This window comes from Butyrivibrio fibrisolvens (genome assembly GCF_023206215.1).
Lineage (GTDB): Bacteria > Bacillota > Clostridia > Lachnospirales > Lachnospiraceae > Butyrivibrio > Butyrivibrio fibrisolvens_C.
In genome coordinates this window covers 1,278,482-1,297,642 of sequence record NZ_CP065800.1, presented here as the reverse complement: position 1 = coordinate 1,297,642, position 19,161 = coordinate 1,278,482, and the positions used below count along the sequence as shown (strand labels likewise).

Below are 19,161 nucleotides of genomic sequence, written 5' to 3'. Positions count from 1 at the left end.
TGCCTTCCAAATATACTTTTTTAGGTATAATTACCTAGATCAAAGATATCCTGATACTCATAGCCATCAGACAATAATACAGCACCTATAGTACCGCTAGTCGCTCCAGCAACAAGGCATGTACATTTAGATAATACTATTAACGATACTAAATACTGCCTGTTACGCTCGTAAATCGCTTTTTGAATCTCATTCTGATCTATTCCGTGTTCCATAAGACTCTTATTTAGCTGATCAGATAAATACTCTTCTCCCGTAATATGGTACCTGTTTTTCTGGTAACTAAAAACCTTTTCAGGAAAAGCTTCGTTTATAGCTCTATATGCCTCCTCATCTTCAGTGGCAAGATAAATATATTCACATCCTCTTTCTTGTAAAACCTGCTTACATCTGGCTATTACCACTTCTATAGCAGGTTGTACAGGATGGCCTGAAGGTCTTTTATTCTTATAGTCTGTCCCTCTAATTAGTACACCTAAAACTCTTCTATCCTTAAATTTTTCTTCATAATAAGCTTCAGCACTTGAAACATGTTCAGGAAGAATAGTCATGAATTCTTTTGAATAATGTCTCCACCGTTCTAATTCTTCTTTGATTTTAAAGATGTTATAGTCTGGATATTCATTCGGTGCATTAATCGAACCTAATCTTACATTTTTTGCATGCGCAATATCTGCCATAGAATAATCACATGGCTGAAAGAAATAATCATCCCATGCATTATGTTTTCCTACCATACTCTCAGGAATCAATGAATTTGGATAATTCATCATATCAATAACAGGGATATATCCTTCATCCATTGCTTTAACGATACTTCCTAGATTAGTAATAAAAAACGAGAAAAGTCCAGCTTCCCTGCTATGCCTTCTGATAACATAAAATTTCAGACCAGGATAATCGTTTCCTCTTGATATGTTACGTTCTCTCCACTTGATCTTTATATATAAGTCGTTTATTAGTTTGTTTCTTTTCAGAATATATTTAATCATTACTCACGTCCGACTTTCCAGTCAATTATTGCCGCAGGTATACCCATATAATAATTTTTATATTTCTTATATAGTTTTAATTCATCTGTAATAGTGGGTTTTCTTCTTTCCAGCAGCTCAATTCTCTTACTTATAACTTCAACTCCAGCCTTCATTATATTGTTTGCCGCTTTATTCTTACCCTTTTCACCAGTACCTATAATAGACTCTAAGTTATGTATGCAATGTTTGTAAAAGTCTAACATTGTTTCAAGTTCGGCAATACGAGATTCTCTAGTCATTCTCTTGGTGCTTGTAGAATTACTACCATATCGCCAAAAATCCATAAGTGGCTCATTATAAATATACAGGCTATTCCTTATACACGAATATCTCCATAATTGGCCATCGTGAGAAAGTTCCTTTTTCCATAATTTTAATGTATTACTAAACAAGTCCGACCTAAAACAGTACGTGCATCCCGGCCTACTTGTGTAGTACCATTTTTCATCAAAGCATATCTGCTTAAGGCTTCTATCATTGGACATATGCAGCTGATTCCACAAATATGCCAAATTCTCAGTAGGGGAGGTACCTTTATAGCAAATTTTATAATTGGATACTAAAAGCTCAATATTAGGACTTTCATCCATTATCTCAGTCATTATCTGAATTTTTTTGTCATACCAAAAATCATCCTGATCACATGGAAAAATCAGGTCTCCTGTCGCTTTACTAAAGCCCAATTTAAAATTTTCTTTCCATCCAACATTATGATCATTTTGAATGATCATCCAATTATCCAGGCAATTGTCTTCTTTAAATTGTCTGACTATATCTACCGTATCGTCATTAGATGCATCATCAATAATGATCACTTCATCAGGTTTTCTTGTTTGCATCATTATGGAACTGATCTGGCGAAGTATTGTTGCTGATCCATTATATGCCGCCAGCACTACTGATATTTTACTCATATTCTATGATAATAGCTCCCTATGATCATTTCTTCTGAAGAACTGCTTTGCCATCTTCAATCCTGTATATATAATCGCATCCCTGTATTGTTGACAGCCTGTGAGCAATAATTATAAGTGTGATCTCGCCATGTAATTTTTCAATTGAATCCATAACAGCTTTTTCTGTTTCGTTATCAAGTGCAGATGTAGCTTCATCTAACACAAGAACCTGCGGATTATTATATAAAGCTCTTGCTATTCCTATTCTCTGACGCTGGCCTCCAGAAAAACGCACTCCACCTTCTCCAATTACTGTATCTAGACCTTCATCAAGTTCCTCTATAACCTCAGAAAGTTGTGCTCTTTTTACAGCATCATTAAGACGTTCTTCATCTATTTCAGCATCAGAAAGGCCAAATGCTATGTTAGCTCTTATAGTATCATCCAATATGTATATATTCTGAGGAATATAAGCTATAGTCTTATGCCACCTAGAAAGATTATCTCTGATATCATTATCATCAACCTTGATACTTCCGTTTGTTGGTGGCAAAAGCCCCAATATAATATCTGCCAACGTTGTCTTGCCAGCTCCTGAGGCTCCAATAAATGCTACAGATGTATTCTTTTTTATGTCGAATGAAACATCATTAAATATGCTTTTATTATCATCTTCATATCCAAATCCAAGATTTTGAATATGGATAGCATCATTAAGTGGTAATGGCTGTTCTAGCTTTGAATCTGTTACTGACTTATATTCACCATTGTTATTAACTGTACTATCTATTTCTTTAAGATCCTTATAGATAGCATCTACAGCGGGTTTCTGATATGCTATTGTCCCCAGATATTCAGTAATTCTATTAAAAGACGGGAGCAGACGATATGCTGCAACGACAAATGCTGATAATGTCGGAACAAAATATGCCGGAGCTGTACCCAGAATTATCTTAAGTCCTGCAGCAGCCAAAAGCGCCGAAATAGTAGCTGCTTCTATAAGCGGTTTAGGAATGGATATAAATGTATGATAGCTATATTCACTATGTACTCTTCCTGCATAGGCATTATCATACTGCTCATAAAAAAAGTTTTCTTTATTCATTACCTTAACTTCTTTGATTCCGCCAAATGCCTGCTGTACCCACTTATTAACTTTAGCTTCACATTCTCTGTTTCGCTGTCCAAGAACAAGCAAAAACTTTTTATAGAACTTATATAAGAAAAACACAACTACAGCTAACATGAGCCCTATTGCTATAGTAACAGACTTATCCATGATCAAAAGATAGACTATTAATGCGCATACAACCATTCCTTCTGTCAACAAGAAAACGAGCGCCTGTATAACGCCAAAAAAGTCAGCTGTATCCTGATTTATATTTCTAAGGAGCTCAGCTGTACTTTTTTTCTTGTGGTAGGAATATGACCTTGCAAGATAACTTTTCATCATCTTTGTAGATAGTTCTCGCATATTGGAATATATATACTTATATTGAGCTCTATACATAAATACCAGATAAATATTCTTAGTAAGATATATTATTACTATACCTATAAGGAGCCATAAAATCTGAACTCTGTCACTACTAATGCCAAAATATGTAAATATAACATTCAAAAGCCTATATTTCATTATCTTCTCAGGGCTTATTATGCAGTTAATGACAGGCTGCAGCATTGAAACACCAAGAAGTTCCAACACAGTACCTATTGTTATGAGAACAAAGATCACACAACTTTCTATTTTTTGCTTATGACTGAATATATATCTGAATTTCTTTAAAATATCCATTTAAACCTCTTATCTGAAAAGTCTTAGTCTTTTTTCGGATGATAAAATTTATGTTTAAGTTTTAAGTATGTTGATGGTCCTAATAATTCTGCAAGAAGCCATATCATTTTAAAATGCGCTTTCCTCTTCCAGTTGGACCATGATGCTGTATAGTGATGGATTGAAACTGTATTATCAGTAATAGTAAAGTGCTGCGTTTCGTGATCAAAAGCACAGAAATACTCATTTGGATACACATCTACACCATTGATCTTTTGAAAAGAATCATTTATCACTAAGCCATTCTGCTTAAGAATAGCTGTTGTAATATCTCCAACTGTATTATTCGTTGAAAATGATCTTCCCTTATATTCCTCGATTACCTGTTCCAATATTCTTTGATGCGGTTCTGACGCATATATAAGTCCCGGCGCAACACCTCTACTACATTCAAATGCACAAAATGCCTCAGATTCAAGCATATTATCAGGAAGTGGTTTCAAAAATTCTACATCTGTATCCAATATTATTCCGCCATACTGATTAAGTATGTCAAATTTAGCATAATCAGCAACAAATGCCCATTTTTTTTGTTTATATGCCTCAGAAACATATGGAATGCTATTAACATTATAATTATCCTCATTCCATTCTATTATCTTATAATCTGGATTGTATTTGCTCCATGAAGCAATACACTTCCTTATAAGCTCTGACTTTGGATTTCTTCCAAACCAGGCGTAATGAATTATTTTGGGTATCAAAGCAACCAGCCCTCAACCTTTCACTTTAAATATTCCGATTCAAATTCAGCAGCTATCTTATCCCATGTATAATGTTCTCTTATTTTTCTAGATGCTTTATCTTTCATTGCTGTCATTTTATCATGATCAGCAATTATATTATGGACATGACTGATCCACTCTTTTTTATCAAAGCCATTACATATTACTCCGTCATCTCCACTACTTATAAGCGTACCAGATCCGCCATTATTACTACTTATAACTATGCAACCAAAATACATAGCTTCCAAAAGGACCATACCAAATATATCATAGTTTGATGGAAATAGCATTATATCTGATGCCTGATACACTTTAGATAATTCCTGCTGAGATGCTTTTTCAAAATACTGCAGGCATCCTCTTTTTTCTAATTCCATTATCTGTGGCATCATTTTGGATACATATTCTTTCTCTCCGTTTCCAATGATTGTAAAATAAAAGCGGTCATCTAAAGATAATTCCTCGTATAGACTCAAAAGAAAATCTATATTACGTCTTTCTTCTATTTTGCCTACATACAATATATTTATTTTTTTTTTTTCTGGTAATCTGATTCTTTGATCTATAATCTCGACATTTTCAAAGGGTTTTGGATCAATTCCAACTCCAACCGATCTTACATTGGTAAAGCCTTTACTTTTCAGAAAATCTGCGGCCTGTGGGCTTTTAGTCATGCACACAACACCAGCAAGTTTTCTGGAACTACGACTAAGAAACAAAATATCAAACAGCTTACATCTAAGGTTATATCCCTTATTAAATTCGTCATAATAAGGGCCATGGTATACGACTATCTTCTTGCCATTACCTGTTTTTCTATACAACATCCAGCTTTGAATCTGGTCATACTCATTAGTCTGAATAATGTCATACTTTTTTGCTATTTTAGACAGACCAATAAATATACCATTCTTTAATATATTAAATCCTCGAAGATGATATACAACTATACCCTCTTCAAGAAGCTCGGAATAGCTTTTCCCTTTTTTTCTATACAAAACTATCCCGCACGTATGACCACGTCTTACCAGCGCTCTTGCAAGCCCTGTTTCCTGAACATTATAACCTTTCAGATTCAGTTCATACGGCCAAGGACGTACAATAAGTATTTTCATCTCTTATCCTTTATCTAAGTGAATAATAGAATGCAGCCAGTTCAAACAATATCCATATCCACAAAAGAAGTATTCTAAGTCTTATGTTCCATATGACAGGATAATCTGTTGCACCCTCTACTACTTTAGGATCAATTTCTATGTGATCAATTAGATAGTTTTCTTTTAAATCCTTATATGTACATATCACCATAATCATAAGGCAGCCAACAAATACTGCCAAAACAGCAGGTACAAGAGTTCCACCTGATAATATCCATCTGAACAAACCTGCTACAGTAGTTCTTTGAACACCTTCTTCAACCCATTTACAAAATGGTTTGAGAATCAAATACGAGAAAGTATGATCTCCTCCATAAACCCAGGTAAAATGAAGGGCAAGGATAATGGTTAATGTTACATTCATAGCCGCGTCGATAAGAAGAAATCTATCCGCATTATTGCTGTTCATAAAGGATACCAGTACAGCGAAAGGTGCTATGTATATGGTCCAATAACATGTAGGTGATCCAAAAGCAACAAAAACAGCCCAAACAGCAAAAACATAAAAAATAATCAGTCTTGAGTTCAATACGATATTATCACCATTTTTAATACCATAATCTTTGCTTAGATACGCAATCACATATACAAAAACAAGTCCAAGTACCAGAATTGAAAGCTCGCTATCCAGGCCAAAGTTTAAAGAAACATTGAACAGATTAGGCATATTCTTTTGAAGAAATCCACTACAACTTATGCGATAAGCCTCATTCAAAGAATAAATAAGTTTGCATAAGATCATAAGGGATGATCCCTTTACAACATTTATAATGATCTTAATTATATTTTTATCGCGAAGTATTACAATAACGAACAGCGCCAGGATTGTAATCGGCTTTACGGTCATAGATATAGCAAAGAAAATATAAAACTTATTTTCATTGCTATCCAAAAGTTCTCTTATAGCCCTTACCATAAAGTACAGGGAAATAACATCATACTGAGCAACAACAAATACAGGTAATACTACAGTAGATGAAAGAAGAAAAATTGTGCCTACAGCTCCTATATAGTTGTCTTTAACACCAGTTTTTTTGCTCAGTAGCATCACTTCATGCGCTGACAATAATGCAAATATTACAGGGAGAAGTTTTAGCCACATAAGACTTCCTACAGCAAGAGGGCTAATTCCAAAGAGTTTGTTCAAAAGCCAAACAGGAAACTGCCAGATACCGAAAAATACATAGGTTCCGATATCATAAACTGCCCCTTCCGGTGCTACACCGTTACTGAGTGCATTTTCATAAAAGCTTAGAAATCTAAAATCAAACAAAGAATCCCAAAAGGTCAGTCCATATTGTCCTGTAACTGTGATATCCGCATAGTACATTGTTACAAAACAAAAAATCAGGCCAGCCAACATCAAGATTCTATCAAACAGCTTCATAGAATCATTCAATTCTTTTATGTCTTTTCTAAGACTATTTGTGATTGTTTTAATCATTGTATCTAGTATATCCTTATATGTATTTTAGTAATTCAAAAATGGTGCTATTTTAAAACCAATTAGTCGCATTGATCGTCGGATCCGGAGCTATTGTAATCTTGTTTGGATTTTTATTAAGCCATGCTCCCCAAAAACCAAACGAGCTTTCTGTAAATACACAATGCTTACATTCCGATATCAGTTGAAGGTCTCTAAAACTATTCTCGCCACTATTCCATGTCACGAAATTAATCTTATCTTTAGAGAAATCCAAGGCAAAAATATCTCCATTTTCTTTACACCAATCCATGCTTCCAGGATCAGTAAATATATAAAAAACAGGATTTTCGACTTTCTTTTTAATATACTTAACAGCCTTTTGAAATAACCATATTTATAGCAATAGGCATTTTGTGATAACATATCTCCACGTCTTGCATGGATTGCCACACTGTTGCAAGACCTTATATCATCTATCCCTTTTTGGTTCAGCTCGTCTGTTATCTCCGGAAAAACAAACGCTTCTCTGATTTCCTTTTCAATTCTTTCAATGCCTGTATTCTTATATTTAAGTTCCAAAGAATGGCCTGTATATACATCATCCTCGTATTGCTGAAACACATCATATTTGTCAGCTTCAGCCTTAACGACTTTATCTTCCATAATGCGCTTCAAGATCTGCTTTACATGATATCCAGGCTCTGATTGAAAGAAAGCTCTAAGTAATTGTCTTCCTTTAGTTTGCTTATATTTATGTTCAGCAATTATGTTTTCACGGGCATTTTTTTGAAGGTTAGAAAGGTTATATCCTTCATCATTTATAGCATCTACCAGAACTTGTGAATATGCCCAATTATTATCCCAAAAATGACTATTGGCAAGCTTATCTGTAATTCTGTTCCAAGAAGATTCACCTACTTTATCCTTTAGTAACGGAGCTTTGATTCCAAAGATTCTGTCAAGTTCAAATCCGTTCCATTGAGATATCATACCTTTTTCTTTGTCAGATAACTCGTATATAGCAGTTTCTATATATATTTCTTTATCCGGATTACCTTTTCTTATTGCCAGAAATTCAGCATAATCCAGCATCTGATTTCCAAGCCCAGAATCCATATGTGCTACGATCATAGATCTATTACCTCTTGTCTAAATCACTTTTTAATTAATCTAATAACCAATATTACACTCAACATAGCTGCAACACTCCAGACATATATGCTGATAACTCTTCTAGAATATTCTATAGTTCCTGTGATCCCAAAATATCCATACAAAGGGTCAGTGGCTGATGTATATCCTATTATTTCATATCCTTCATTAACATATTCTGTAGCTTCTGCACTAGTCATGTATTCAACTGGCGCATCGCTCGTCGTCTGATTGACTTCTTCACTTACAAAAACACCTTTCAGATTTGATGTAAAACTCAAATATAAAAGCGCTAATAGTCCTCCTATAATAAAGGCAACTATTACCGTCCTTATTATGCCTGTTTCTTTTTTGTTGTTCTTGCACAGATTCCAAACTGAAAATATCCTTGTCCTATCGAGTGCATTGCTGGTCAGCTGTCCTAATTTTTTACTAATTAAGCCTATCTTTTCTTGAGGCAGAATCTGTATTTCTTTGATCAAAAAACTGAAGTTTGATAGCTTACTTGTCAATTCATAAAGTACAACTCCCATAAACATAATGGTGATGTTCTTAAAAGACGAGTTAAACAAGAAAGGCTCCGCAATACCAGCTATGCAAAATGCCAGTGTTATTGCTAGCTCTAATCGATTGTTATTACTAATCAGCTTATGAATAAGTACAATATATCCAATAACACCTATAACAAAAGCTACAATTCCCATTTGCATAAATAGATAAACATAAGAGCAATCAATATTGTATGTATAGTTAGGGACTTCGAAACGAGTACCAAATAATGACATCGGCTGTTCGGTCAAAAAATATCTGGATAGATTATACCTTGTAGATAACAGCTTATTTATTATCTCAAAAGCCCTGCCCGTTATGGTTACAGGTCCAACCAAAGAAAAGATAATACAAATTGGAAATATCATTTCGGCTATTATATATTCAGCTTTACTAATGTCTTTTCTTGACTGAAAATAAGCATTTAAGAGAATTAACAGCATGGTAGATCCAAAGCCGGTATAACTGAAAGAATAAAGGAATACATATATATTAGCCGCAATGAGAAGGATGGTTTCCAATAACAGCTTTCTTCCTTTGCAAATGCCTATTTTATATATAATAAGAGCCGTTATAAGCAAGAACATACTATGAAATGAATTAGGATGAGGATAAATCATTCCATAACAGATTATATATCCAATACCATTTTTGGGATGCAGCATACATTCAGGAGTCAATACTCCTGTAAGACATAATAAAAAACCCACCACGAATGTTGATAACAATATCCAAAGAACAATATTAAGTACTTTTTTTATGTCAATATCCTTTACACCCAAAAGCATTGTCATATTTAGGAGAAACCACTTTTCTCCCGTTTTGTAATATATAATTCCTCCAAGTAGCATAAGAAGAGCAATTATTATATATTCTGAAACAGTATGCTTTGTCAGCATAACTTTTACGCCAAACAATAACAAAGCCAGTACTAGTGTAGCATTAAATAGAGGCTGACCTTCGTAGCCTCCAATACCTCTTACAAAATATACGGCTGAAATATATACGATATATATTATTTCAATAAACGATAGGTTATCCGTAACTTGTTCATTCATAAATCATCTCTTATAAATCGCAATCGTCTCATCAACCACCAGTTCCCAGTTATATTTACTGCAGATGTAATCAGACGATTCTTTTTTATATTTCTCAACTTCCTTTGGATTATCTAACAAATATCTCAAAACATTTTCAAGATTATCTTCATCCGACTTCTTGAATGTAGGCGCCTTATCCTCTACAACCTCTACATTTTCTTCAATATCACTTACAAGACAACAGTTCCCATAACTCATCATCTCAAGAAGACTTATTGACATTCCTTCAACATCACTAGGAAGACAATAGATATAGGCGTTAGAACATATTTCCTGAAGAGTTCTATCATGGATAAAATCTGTCATTATAACTCTAGTATCTTTGGCAGCAAGTGCTTTGATCTCTTCCATATATTCGGCTGCATTACTCGCGCCGCCTGCAATAACAAGCTTTTTATCGGTATCGATATTTCTAAATGCATGAAGAAGATAGTGAATACCTTTTTCAGGAACTATACGACTAAGAGTCAGAATATAATCATCGCCTTTAAGTCCATATTTTTCTGTTATTTCCTTTGGTCCTACCTTCTGAGGAGCAGAAATACCATTTGGTATAAAATGTGTATCTCTTCCATACTTTTCTTTAAAATAGTCCTGAACATTTTTAGATAAAACTATCACTTCATCTGCGTACAGAGCGGCATTCTTCTCACCTTTTTTTAGCATCCTAGATGCAAAATTGCCCCATTTGGCTCTCTGCCAGTCAAGCCCGTGGATTGTTGCTATACATCTTTTTCCCAAAAATTTAGCTATCGGAATCATAAGACATGGACCCTCGGCATGAAAATGAATCACATCATAACCTCCGAATAAAGCCCTTATTGTTGCCAAAAACGAGTAGATAACAGCATTTAGTTTCCCATTTTTTAGCGTAGGTACTGTGATTATCCTAATTCCGTCTTTGTACCAACCACGTTTACCAGGGATTTTCTCATATTCTTCTGCTAATTTGACGCTCTTATTATAGCGATTGTAACAGTCCACTTCATATCCTAAATCTCTTAAACGTGTTGCCAGTTCCCATACAACAATCTCCACGCCCCCATCTCTCGATGGAACACGCTTTTGACCTATCATAGCTATCTTCAACTTTTTATTTTGCTTCAAATTTTAGTACTCCCAAGACTTTTTTGCGTTAATCAAATTATTGTATTATATCATATTCTTCAGAAGTTATTAATTATTCAAAAATAAACTTCCGATTTTGATTATTAGGCTACATCACAGTATAGTTCCCACTCCACCAATAAAACGAATTATTACTAAGCTTATTCTTTTGATTCGTCATAAATCTTCAACAATTTCTCACAATAACCCTCAAGTGTATCAAATCTATCACTTGTAGCTACCTGCAGGCAATTGTCATGCATTTTTTGAATCTGTTCGTTATCATTCCAGAGTTTAAAAATCTTATCTGTAAGATCTGATACATTCTCCGCTTCAAATAGCATTCCCGTTTTACCATCATCTATAAGTTCAGGAACTCCACCAATATCAGAACCAACTACAGGAGTTCCATTGACTATAGATTCTATAACTGAGAATGGGCAATTTTCATTACAGATTGAAGGAAACACACTAAATCTTGCATCTTTTATCAGTTTAGCAATTCCTTCTTTATCCTGGAAACCTACGTTTTGGATGTTAGGAAGTTCTTCTAGCTCTTTCTCGAAGTTACCCTTGCCTGCAAAGACGAAATCTACTTCAGGAAGATTTTTGGCTGCTGCCAATATAATACGAATCCCTTTTTCAACATCGTAGCGCCCGAAATAGAGAACGTAATCTCTCTTTTCATTATTGCTTAATGTTACCTGATTGCATTTATTCAAAGCGGCATATTTGGTTGCCTCCGGAACCTCTACAAAATTGTGAAGTGTCACTATCCTGCCCTTTAGATCCTCATTGTGCGACAATACGTCCGCAAGAAACTGGCTGGGGCTTATTATGGTATCTACCTGTTTGTAGGTATGTCTTTTCTTATAAATCTGTGCTTCTATCTGTCCCAGAAGGCTTCTAAGCTTAGAATCATGTATACACCTATGCTTAGTGCAGTTACCATAGGCTCCGTCTATGCATCTAAGGCATCTCTCTCCGGTAGATGGTATGCGCATCAGGTGATTAGGGCATACCCACTGGGCATCATGAGCTGTATAGACTATTTTGATATTCTTATCAAAACTTTTGACCTCGTCTATTACAGAAGGGGTCAATTGGAAATTGATGTTATTAAGATGTACTACGTCAGGCCTAAAGTCTTCAAGGACTGGTCTGAGTGCTTTTCTTGCTTCTTTAGAATACAGTATCTTGAAGGGATAGGTAATCTTAGACAGTCCACCGCCATGGAAGTTCATATCCTGAGTATAGCTCTCTACGCGATTACCTACGATTCTTCCTTCATGCTCCATGCCAAAATACTGGACCTCATGGCCCATCTTCTGAAGCTGCTTTCCTATCTCAAATATATATGTTTCTGAGCCTCCGTTTGGGTGGAGGAATTTATTGACTATAAGTATTTTCATATAACTTCTTTCTGTACTGATTTATTTGATCACTGATGATATGCATGATGATCTCTCGTGATCACATATCCTATGCTGGCTTTTCGCATATCAATAACATAAATAAGTATAAAAGCTCTGCCGTTAATGCTAACGCTTTATCTTGTTGTCTACCATTAGTAACCACAGGAATCTTATATTAGTCACAAAGTATCTCTTAAATAGTCTCGCCGGATCCTGAAGCAGTCTATAAAACCACTCAAGTGACAGCATCTGCATCCACTTAGGTGCCCTCTTGATAGTCCCTGCATGGAAATCAAATGCTGCGCCAACGCCTACCATTACGCCTCTGAACTTATCCTTATGCGCCAGCATCCACTTCTCCTGTCTTGGAGCTCCAAGTCCTATCCAGATGACATCTGCATCTGCAGCATTTATCATATCTATGATCTGCTCATCTTCTTCATCTGACAGCTGTCTAAATGGCGGTGAATAGTACCCTTTAACTACAACACCGGGGTAGGTCTTCTCGATATTGTCTTTAAGTGCCTTAAGCGTCTTCTCGGAAGAGCCGTAGAAATAGTGGCTAGTCTTGCCATCCATGGAGGATATGAGCATCTCTTTCATGAAGTCAGGACCTGCCATACGGATAGCATCGCTCTCTTCCTGATGTCTTAGTGCTCTTGCTACCGGTGCTCCGTCTGTGAATGTGAAGGCTGAACTGTTCTCAGCTTCCAGTACGTCTCTTCTATCATGTGCCATAACAGTAGTATGAACGTTAGAGAAGCATATATACTGGCCCTTAAGCTTATCAAGGTGATGTCTAACATAGAATACAGCCTCGGATATAGTTGATATGGTATAGTTAACTCCTAGTACGCTTCCCTTCTTCTGCATAGCAGTATAATTAAGAGTTCTAAAGCCATTGTCATCCGAGAAGTTTCTAAGTTCAGGCCTGTCACCAAGCGCCGATAGGATGATATCTGATGGTATGTCCTTATCTTCAAGCTGTCTTACTATATCGAAGATCTGATTCTGTGTACTACTCGGAAGATATATGTAGGCTTTAATGTAGGAGCCTTTCTGGATATCTGAGATAAGCTCATAATTCGAAGCTGTGTCATGTATAAGCTCAGAATTCGGAGTAATATCCTGTCCGTCTTTAGTACTGCTTATATCAATAGCTCCGGAAGCTCTTCTATCTCTTGCCTCCATATCATCAATAATCACTACATCCATCACGATCCCAGGATGTGATAATTCGAACTGCTTGGGAGCAAAGCTGCTACTAGCTTTATCCGTCACCATGAGATAGTGTCTGTCCTTGACGTCACCGGATATTTTATCAAGAATTCTCTTTCTATACCATAGCCTTGCAAAGCTATCCAGAACTGTATTGAATATGAAGACAAGCCCAAGGACTGTCCTTGATACATATCCGCTCCAACCTGCTGCAAAGAGGTATATCACTATGCCAAACAGCATGACAACCTGGATCCTGATAACGTCAAATACAACCTCTGCCTTACTCTCCTGCGGCACTACCTTGAATCTGTCATTGCCAACATAGGTTATGAAGGTCAGAAGTGCTATGAGCACCAGCACCATGGTTATATATATTGCTGATATGGTGAGTGATTTCTGATATAGTCTTGAGAACACTATATATCTAAATGCCAGTGCCAGTGTATACGACACTATCACGCATACGTAGTCCAGAAGCAGTGTATGCTTTCTGTATATTCGTTTTAAATAAGATTCTATCTGCATTTATACTTCCTATTTCTCACGTAACTTTACAAAATCCTCATTAAATTATACAATCTATCGGGGTGAACGTCCAAAATTTTTCACCCTTTTATATAAACAAATGTAAAGCAATTCGAATCTTACTCGCAATTATTAGTATTTAGAATGGAGAATACCATGAATATAAGCTTCTTCGGACTTGGTTATGTCGGATGTGTAGGTGCTGCCTGCTGTGCAAGCCTTGGTCACCACATCATCGGCAATGACGTGTCCGCCAATAAAGTAAATCTTATAAATGAAGGAAGACCCACTATCATCGAAGCCGGCATCGCAGATCTTATCAAGGATGCGCACGATAAGGGCAGACTCGAAGCTACTTCTGATTATAAGTACACTGTTATGAATTCCGATATATCTTTCATCGTAGTCGGAACTCCAAGTACTCCTGAAGGGCACCTGAACCTCAACTACATCTTCAATGTAGCTAAGGAGATCGGAACTGCCCTTAAAGACAAGGATTCATTCCATGTAGTAGCTATAAGAAGTACCGTCCTCCCCGGAACCTGCGAGAAGGTTGCAGGTATCATCGAAGAGACTTCCGGCAAAAAATGTAACGTGGACTTCGCAGTTGTATCAAACCCTGAATTTCTGCGTGAAGGAAGCGCTGTTGATGACTACCTCAATCCTCCGCTCACACTTGTAGGAACAGATAACGATAAGGCCCTTTCTATGATGAAAGAGCTATATAAAGATATCCCCGGCGAATTCATCAGCACAGATATAAGAGTCGCTGAGATCATGAAGTATGTTGATAACACTTATCATGCACTTAAGATCGTATTTGCCAACGAAGTTGGTAACATCTGTAAGGGTCTTGATATAGACTCTCACAAGGTTATGGAGATATTCTGCAAGGACAGACAGCTCAATATCTCTCCCACATACTTTAAGCCAGGATTTGCTTACGGCGGCTCCTGCCTTCCCAAGGACTCCAAGGCCCTTCGTACACTGGCTCATGACCTGTATGTAGACGTACCTGTTATCAACGCAATTGATGCAAGTAATGAGAATCAGAAAAAGCGCGCTGTCCAGATCATTGAGAAAAAAGGTCTTCGCAAGGTTGGAATCCTGGGTCTGTCTTTCAAGTCAGGTACAGACGATCTTCGCTGCAGTCCTATCGTAGACGTAGCTGAGATGCTCCTAGGTAAGGGTTATGAGATCCATATCTATGACAAGAACGTTAAGATATCACAGCTTACAGGAACTAATGCAGACTTCATCGCTGCTAAGCTCCCTCACCTTCACAACATCATCTCTGATGATCTTGATGCTGTCGCAAATGCCAGTGATGTCCTGGTCATCACTAACAAGGAGCCGGAGTTTGCTGATATCCCTGATAAGTACCCTCACAAAGAGATCGTGGATCTGGTTCGTCAGTTCCAGGAACTTAACTACGAAGGCGGATATGAAGGAATCAGCTGGGCTGATATCAATGTAAGTAAGAACACAGATACAGCTACACCTGATATGCCACATACAGAGTTTTGAGCAAAAGCGCCGTGAAAGGATATCTAATATCACTTTCACTGGATCTTCGTAATACTTTAGAGTAATATATCGTCAAATATAGTTTTCATGAAAGCAGGTAATACATGGCATCGAATCTTAACTGGTTTATTAAACGACTTTCAGCGATGGACGCCAAAGAGATTCCTTGGAGAGTATCCCAGACATTCCGATATAAAGTTGAATCTGTCAGATTCAAGAAACAGTGTAAGGTTACAGATAAGCTATTCAATAGAAAATATTCACGTCTTCAGGCTGAGCCCAAACGGCTCGGCCTGAATCTGCGTAATGAGTTCTATACTCTTGGAACTTCTATACCGCTTCTGGGAGACTTCAAATACGAAGACTACAAGTCGGACTGGTTCCAGGGTTTTGGAGGCGAGGGAACATCTCCCTGGCCTATGATCCCATCTTCAAAGCTCAATTACAGAGAGCGTAATGACATCGGTGATGCCCGCATGAACTGGGAGCTTAATAAGCATTTCCAGTTTGCTATGCTTGCCAAGGACTACTACGCATCTCTTGACCCTACCTACCTCAATGAGCTTGTAGAACTCTTTAATGATTGGAATGATAAGAATCCATTCCTGTGGGGAATTTCATGGGTTTCTGCTATTGAGATTGCTGAGAGGTGCATGAACTGGTGCTATATGTATGCATTCCTTGAATCCGCTCTTCACAAGGAATTTCGTAAGGATTCTGCACACCACAAGAAAGATAAGCATAAAAACAAAAAGTCCGGGAAGAATTCTGACTCTACTGACGGTTCAGCTGTATTAGAAGCTAATGCAGATATAAATAATGCTCTATCCGAAGGTACATCTTCGATACCATCAGATGATGCAGTCAAGATTCAGACTCTGCTTAATTCCATCCGTTTTGGTGTCCTCAACATGGCTGACTATATCTCTCACCATTATTCGCAGTTCTCTTCTGCCAATAATCACCTGATAGTTGAGATATCAGCTATACTGCATGCAGGTATTCTTTTTGATTATATGCCATGGATCAAACTTGCAGAATCTATCCTCACCAGAGAGATATTCCTTCAGAACTATTCTGATGGTATCAACAAGGAAGAGTCTCAGTATTACCAGACCTTCGAAATGGAAGTTCTGGCACTCGACCTTCGCCTTTTTAAAATAAATGGTATAGAGCCTTCAAAGTCTTGGGACAAACTCCTTAGGTCCATGTCTAGATATATAAGCAACAATATCGGAGATCATGATGAGATTCTATCCTTCGGCGATGATGACGACGGACGTATCATTGACTTCCACGGGGGATGCAATCACTTCAAGTATACACTGGAGCTAATGAGCCTGTTGCTTGATGAAAAGTATACAGAGTTAAAACTTCCTACAAATAGTGATAATCCTGATGTTATATCTGTGATTAATAGTAATAGCAAAAGCAATAAAAAATCAAAGCACAAGCATGCTAAGCCTGAAAAGGAAATACCGGATACTAAAACTTTAGATGTAATAACATCAGATTCCCAAGACTCTGGACCGGAGAACATCAATATTTTCTCTTCTCCCATTTCAGAGACTGTACTCTGGCTCTTCTCTAAAGAAGATATTATCAGATCACAAGAAAAGAACTATTACCGCAGGAGTAGAAGTATAACTCGTCCCGAAGGTGGAATGACTGTATTCATGTCCGGTGGATATGAGAATATCCCAGATATCCTCATAGGAATCGATCACGCACCTCTAGGATATGGCTCTATTGCAGCTCACGGACATTCTGACGCCCTCAGCTTCCAGATGTTCGCTGACGGAACCAGAATCTTCGCCGATCCCGGTACGTATATATACCACTGCGATACAGAGTCTCGCAATGACTTCAGACGTACCTGCAGGCACAATACTGTCTGCATAAATAGTGCAGATCAGTCTGAGATGATGGGACCATTCCTTTGGGGACGCAAAGCCACCTGCACTCTTGACGGATTCACCAATACTGAAGATATAGACGAAGTAATGGCAACACATGATGGATACAGCCCCATCAAGCACACCCGTAAGTTTACTTTCAAAAAGAAGGAAGGTATACTTCTAATTGAGGATTGGCTTACTAAGGACAATGAGCCATTTGTTCCGGACGAGAGCCATGCGGCTGTTTTCAATCTCTTGTTGGGTGAGAAGGCAAGTGTTTCACTTGCAGAAGAAAACACATCCTCTGAAAAGGATGATTTTAATAATAACAATTCAATACCCAAAGCACTGACTAGTAAGTTTTCAACATATAACTTTAACTCCGTCACAGGTATTGTCACCGCTACAATTGAGTTTATATCTGGTTTTGGAAAAATCTCGTTTACTCAAAAAGATCTTTCCACAGAGTATGGTATTAAGAATCCTGCTCCTGCTATAGAAGCTTCGATTATTTCAGATCATACCATTACAAAGATCTGCATTACTCGAAAATAATATACCGATAATCACCTATATACTAGATCAAAGATATTTATACTATACTGGAGAATTCCGATGAAGGGTACACATAAAATAGTTGTATCAAACACAGCAGTCAAATATGAATTTGAAGTCAGGCGCAATATTACCATAATCAAAGGAGATAGTGCAACCGGCAAGACCACTCTTGTTGAGATGATATCAGAATTCTATGAATCAGGAGAAAATAGTGGTATTTCTATCAGCTGTGACAAGGAATGCAGATCTGTCGCAGGAAGAGACTGGAAACTTCTCATAAATAATATAAAAGACAGTATTATATTTATTGATGAAGATAATGAATTTCTTCCAACAATTGAATTTGCTGATACTGTAAAAAATTCTGACAACTACTATGTTATTGTTTCCAGAGAAGGTCTTCAAAATCTTCCATATAGTGTAGAAGAAATATATGGCATAAAATCATCCGGTAAATATTCAGGACTAAAGCAAGAATATCATGAACTATATCATATATATGGATCTTTTGATCCTAAAAATGATATCAAACCAGAAGTTGTAATTGTTGAGGATTCCAATTCAGGTTTTGATTTTTTCAAAAATGTGTCAGAAGGAAAAGATTTTATAGTTGTAAGTGCCAGCGGCAAATCTAATATTTTCAAGGAAATCACCAAATACAAAGATAAAAAACTTTTGATAATTGCTGATGGAGCAGCATTCGGATCTGAAATTGACAGAATAATGAAGCTAATAAAAAAAGACGATAATATCGCTCTTTTTCTTCCGGAATCATTTGAATGGCTGATTCTATCGTCCGGCATTATCAAAAACAACATAAATTTGGATGTACTTGATACCCCTTCAAACTATATAGAAAGCTCTGACTTTTTTAGCTGGGAGAGATTTTTTACTCATTATCTCATAGAGATAACCAAAGGAACTTATCTAAAGTATAACAAGAAACAAATAAATCCCGTTTATCTTCATGATAATAATAAAAAATCAGTTTTAAATATAATGAAAAAGATCAAGATGGAATGATACACCATCAT

15 protein-coding genes are annotated in these 19,161 nt (G+C 36.7%); 3 read left to right on the top strand and 12 right to left on the bottom strand.

Annotated features, from left to right (window positions below):
- Window positions 1-20 precede the first annotated feature (20 nt).
- The 12 genes from I7804_RS05255 to I7804_RS05205 form a co-directional block, all read right to left on the bottom strand.
- Entirely contained in the window at window positions 21-992 is a 972-nt protein-coding gene (locus I7804_RS05255) for a hypothetical protein (RefSeq protein WP_248405304.1), read from the bottom strand.
- Window positions 992-1,948 (bottom strand): glycosyltransferase, encoded by a 957-nt coding sequence (locus I7804_RS05250; protein WP_248405302.1) that lies wholly within the window; start codon window positions 1,946-1,948, stop codon window positions 992-994. Before I7804_RS05250 ends, I7804_RS05255 begins: the two co-directional genes overlap by 1 nt.
- A gap of 25 nt (window positions 1,949-1,973) precedes the next feature.
- Window positions 1,974-3,725: an ABC transporter ATP-binding protein gene (locus I7804_RS05245; protein ID WP_248405300.1), complete on the bottom strand. Its 1,752-nt coding sequence runs from the start codon at window positions 3,723-3,725 to the stop codon at window positions 1,974-1,976.
- Between the two features lie 23 nt (window positions 3,726-3,748).
- A complete protein-coding gene (locus I7804_RS05240) occupies window positions 3,749-4,468 on the bottom strand; it encodes a glycosyltransferase family 32 protein (RefSeq protein WP_248405299.1) in 720 nt (239 codons plus the stop codon).
- 20 nt (window positions 4,469-4,488) lie between these two features.
- Window positions 4,489-5,607 carry a glycosyltransferase family 4 protein gene (locus I7804_RS05235; RefSeq protein ID WP_248405297.1) on the bottom strand — a complete coding sequence of 373 codons (1,119 nt, stop codon included), beginning with the start codon at window positions 5,605-5,607 and terminating at the stop codon, window positions 4,489-4,491.
- 10 nt (window positions 5,608-5,617) lie between these two features.
- Window positions 5,618-7,093: a hypothetical protein gene (locus I7804_RS05230; RefSeq protein WP_248405296.1), complete on the bottom strand. Its 1,476-nt coding sequence runs from the start codon at window positions 7,091-7,093 to the stop codon at window positions 5,618-5,620.
- A 52-nt stretch (window positions 7,094-7,145) separates the two neighbouring features.
- Entirely contained in the window at window positions 7,146-7,406 is a 261-nt protein-coding gene (locus tag I7804_RS19365) for an alpha-1,2-fucosyltransferase (RefSeq protein WP_420314859.1), read from the bottom strand.
- Window positions 7,316-8,206 (bottom strand): hypothetical protein, encoded by an 891-nt coding sequence (locus I7804_RS05225; protein WP_248405294.1) that lies wholly within the window; start codon window positions 8,204-8,206, stop codon window positions 7,316-7,318. Before I7804_RS05225 ends, I7804_RS19365 begins: the two co-directional genes overlap by 91 nt.
- 23 nt (window positions 8,207-8,229) lie before the next feature.
- Entirely contained in the window at window positions 8,230-9,834 is a 1,605-nt protein-coding gene (locus I7804_RS05220; protein ID WP_248405293.1) for a hypothetical protein, read from the bottom strand.
- A gap of 3 nt (window positions 9,835-9,837) precedes the next feature.
- The gene (locus I7804_RS05215) at window positions 9,838-10,953 is read right to left on the bottom strand and encodes a glycosyltransferase family 4 protein (RefSeq protein WP_248405938.1); all 1,116 of its coding nucleotides are present in this window, start codon (window positions 10,951-10,953) and stop codon (window positions 9,838-9,840) included.
- A 191-nt stretch (window positions 10,954-11,144) separates the two neighbouring features.
- The gene (locus tag I7804_RS05210; RefSeq protein WP_248405291.1) at window positions 11,145-12,395 is read right to left on the bottom strand and encodes a glycosyltransferase; all 1,251 of its coding nucleotides are present in this window, start codon (window positions 12,393-12,395) and stop codon (window positions 11,145-11,147) included.
- Between the two features lie 129 nt (window positions 12,396-12,524).
- The gene (locus I7804_RS05205; RefSeq protein ID WP_248405289.1) at window positions 12,525-14,144 is read right to left on the bottom strand and encodes a WecB/TagA/CpsF family glycosyltransferase; all 1,620 of its coding nucleotides are present in this window, start codon (window positions 14,142-14,144) and stop codon (window positions 12,525-12,527) included.
- Between the two features lie 144 nt (window positions 14,145-14,288).
- Between I7804_RS05205 and I7804_RS05200 the strand changes: the two genes are divergently transcribed.
- The 3 genes from I7804_RS05200 (at window position 14,289) to I7804_RS05190 (ending at window position 19,150) form a co-directional block, all read left to right on the top strand.
- On the top strand, window positions 14,289-15,671 hold the full coding sequence (locus I7804_RS05200) for a UDP-glucose dehydrogenase family protein (RefSeq protein ID WP_248405288.1): 1,383 nt from the start codon (window positions 14,289-14,291) through the stop codon (window positions 15,669-15,671).
- A gap of 104 nt (window positions 15,672-15,775) precedes the next feature.
- On the top strand, window positions 15,776-18,124 hold the full coding sequence (locus tag I7804_RS05195; RefSeq protein WP_248405287.1) for an alginate lyase family protein: 2,349 nt from the start codon (window positions 15,776-15,778) through the stop codon (window positions 18,122-18,124).
- A gap of 180 nt (window positions 18,125-18,304) precedes the next feature.
- The gene (locus I7804_RS05190; RefSeq protein WP_331477856.1) at window positions 18,305-19,150 is read left to right on the top strand and encodes a translation initiation factor 2; all 846 of its coding nucleotides are present in this window, start codon (window positions 18,305-18,307) and stop codon (window positions 19,148-19,150) included.
- Window positions 19,151-19,161 lie beyond the last annotated feature (11 nt).

What these genes read in the sequence shown, in the direction of transcription:
- I7804_RS05255 (WP_248405304.1), bottom strand. Translation starts at nt 992, where the DNA reads ATGATTAAATATATTCTGAAAAGAAACAAACTAATAAACGACTTATAT.
- I7804_RS05250 (WP_248405302.1), bottom strand. Translation starts at nt 1,948, where the DNA reads ATGAGTAAAATATCAGTAGTGCTGGCGGCATATAATGGATCAGCAACA.
- I7804_RS05245 (WP_248405300.1), bottom strand. Translation starts at nt 3,725, where the DNA reads ATGGATATTTTAAAGAAATTCAGATATATATTCAGTCATAAGCAAAAA.
- I7804_RS05235 (WP_248405297.1), bottom strand. Translation starts at nt 5,607, where the DNA reads ATGAAAATACTTATTGTACGTCCTTGGCCGTATGAACTGAATCTGAAA.
- I7804_RS05230 (WP_248405296.1), bottom strand. Translation starts at nt 7,093, where the DNA reads ATGATTAAAACAATCACAAATAGTCTTAGAAAAGACATAAAAGAATTG.
- I7804_RS05225 (WP_248405294.1), bottom strand. Translation starts at nt 8,206, where the DNA reads ATGATCGTAGCACATATGGATTCTGGGCTTGGAAATCAGATGCTGGAT.
- I7804_RS05220 (WP_248405293.1), bottom strand. Translation starts at nt 9,834, where the DNA reads ATGAATGAACAAGTTACGGATAACCTATCGTTTATTGAAATAATATAT.
- I7804_RS05215 (WP_248405938.1), bottom strand. Translation starts at nt 10,953, where the DNA reads ATGATAGGTCAAAAGCGTGTTCCATCGAGAGATGGGGGCGTGGAGATT.
- I7804_RS05210 (WP_248405291.1), bottom strand. Translation starts at nt 12,395, where the DNA reads ATGAAAATACTTATAGTCAATAAATTCCTCCACCCAAACGGAGGCTCA.
- I7804_RS05205 (WP_248405289.1), bottom strand. Translation starts at nt 14,144, where the DNA reads ATGCAGATAGAATCTTATTTAAAACGAATATACAGAAAGCATACACTG.
- I7804_RS05200 (WP_248405288.1), top strand. Translation starts at nt 14,289, where the DNA reads ATGGAGAATACCATGAATATAAGCTTCTTCGGACTTGGTTATGTCGGA.
- I7804_RS05195 (WP_248405287.1), top strand. Translation starts at nt 15,776, where the DNA reads ATGGCATCGAATCTTAACTGGTTTATTAAACGACTTTCAGCGATGGAC.
- I7804_RS05190 (WP_331477856.1), top strand. Translation starts at nt 18,305, where the DNA reads ATGATATCAGAATTCTATGAATCAGGAGAAAATAGTGGTATTTCTATC.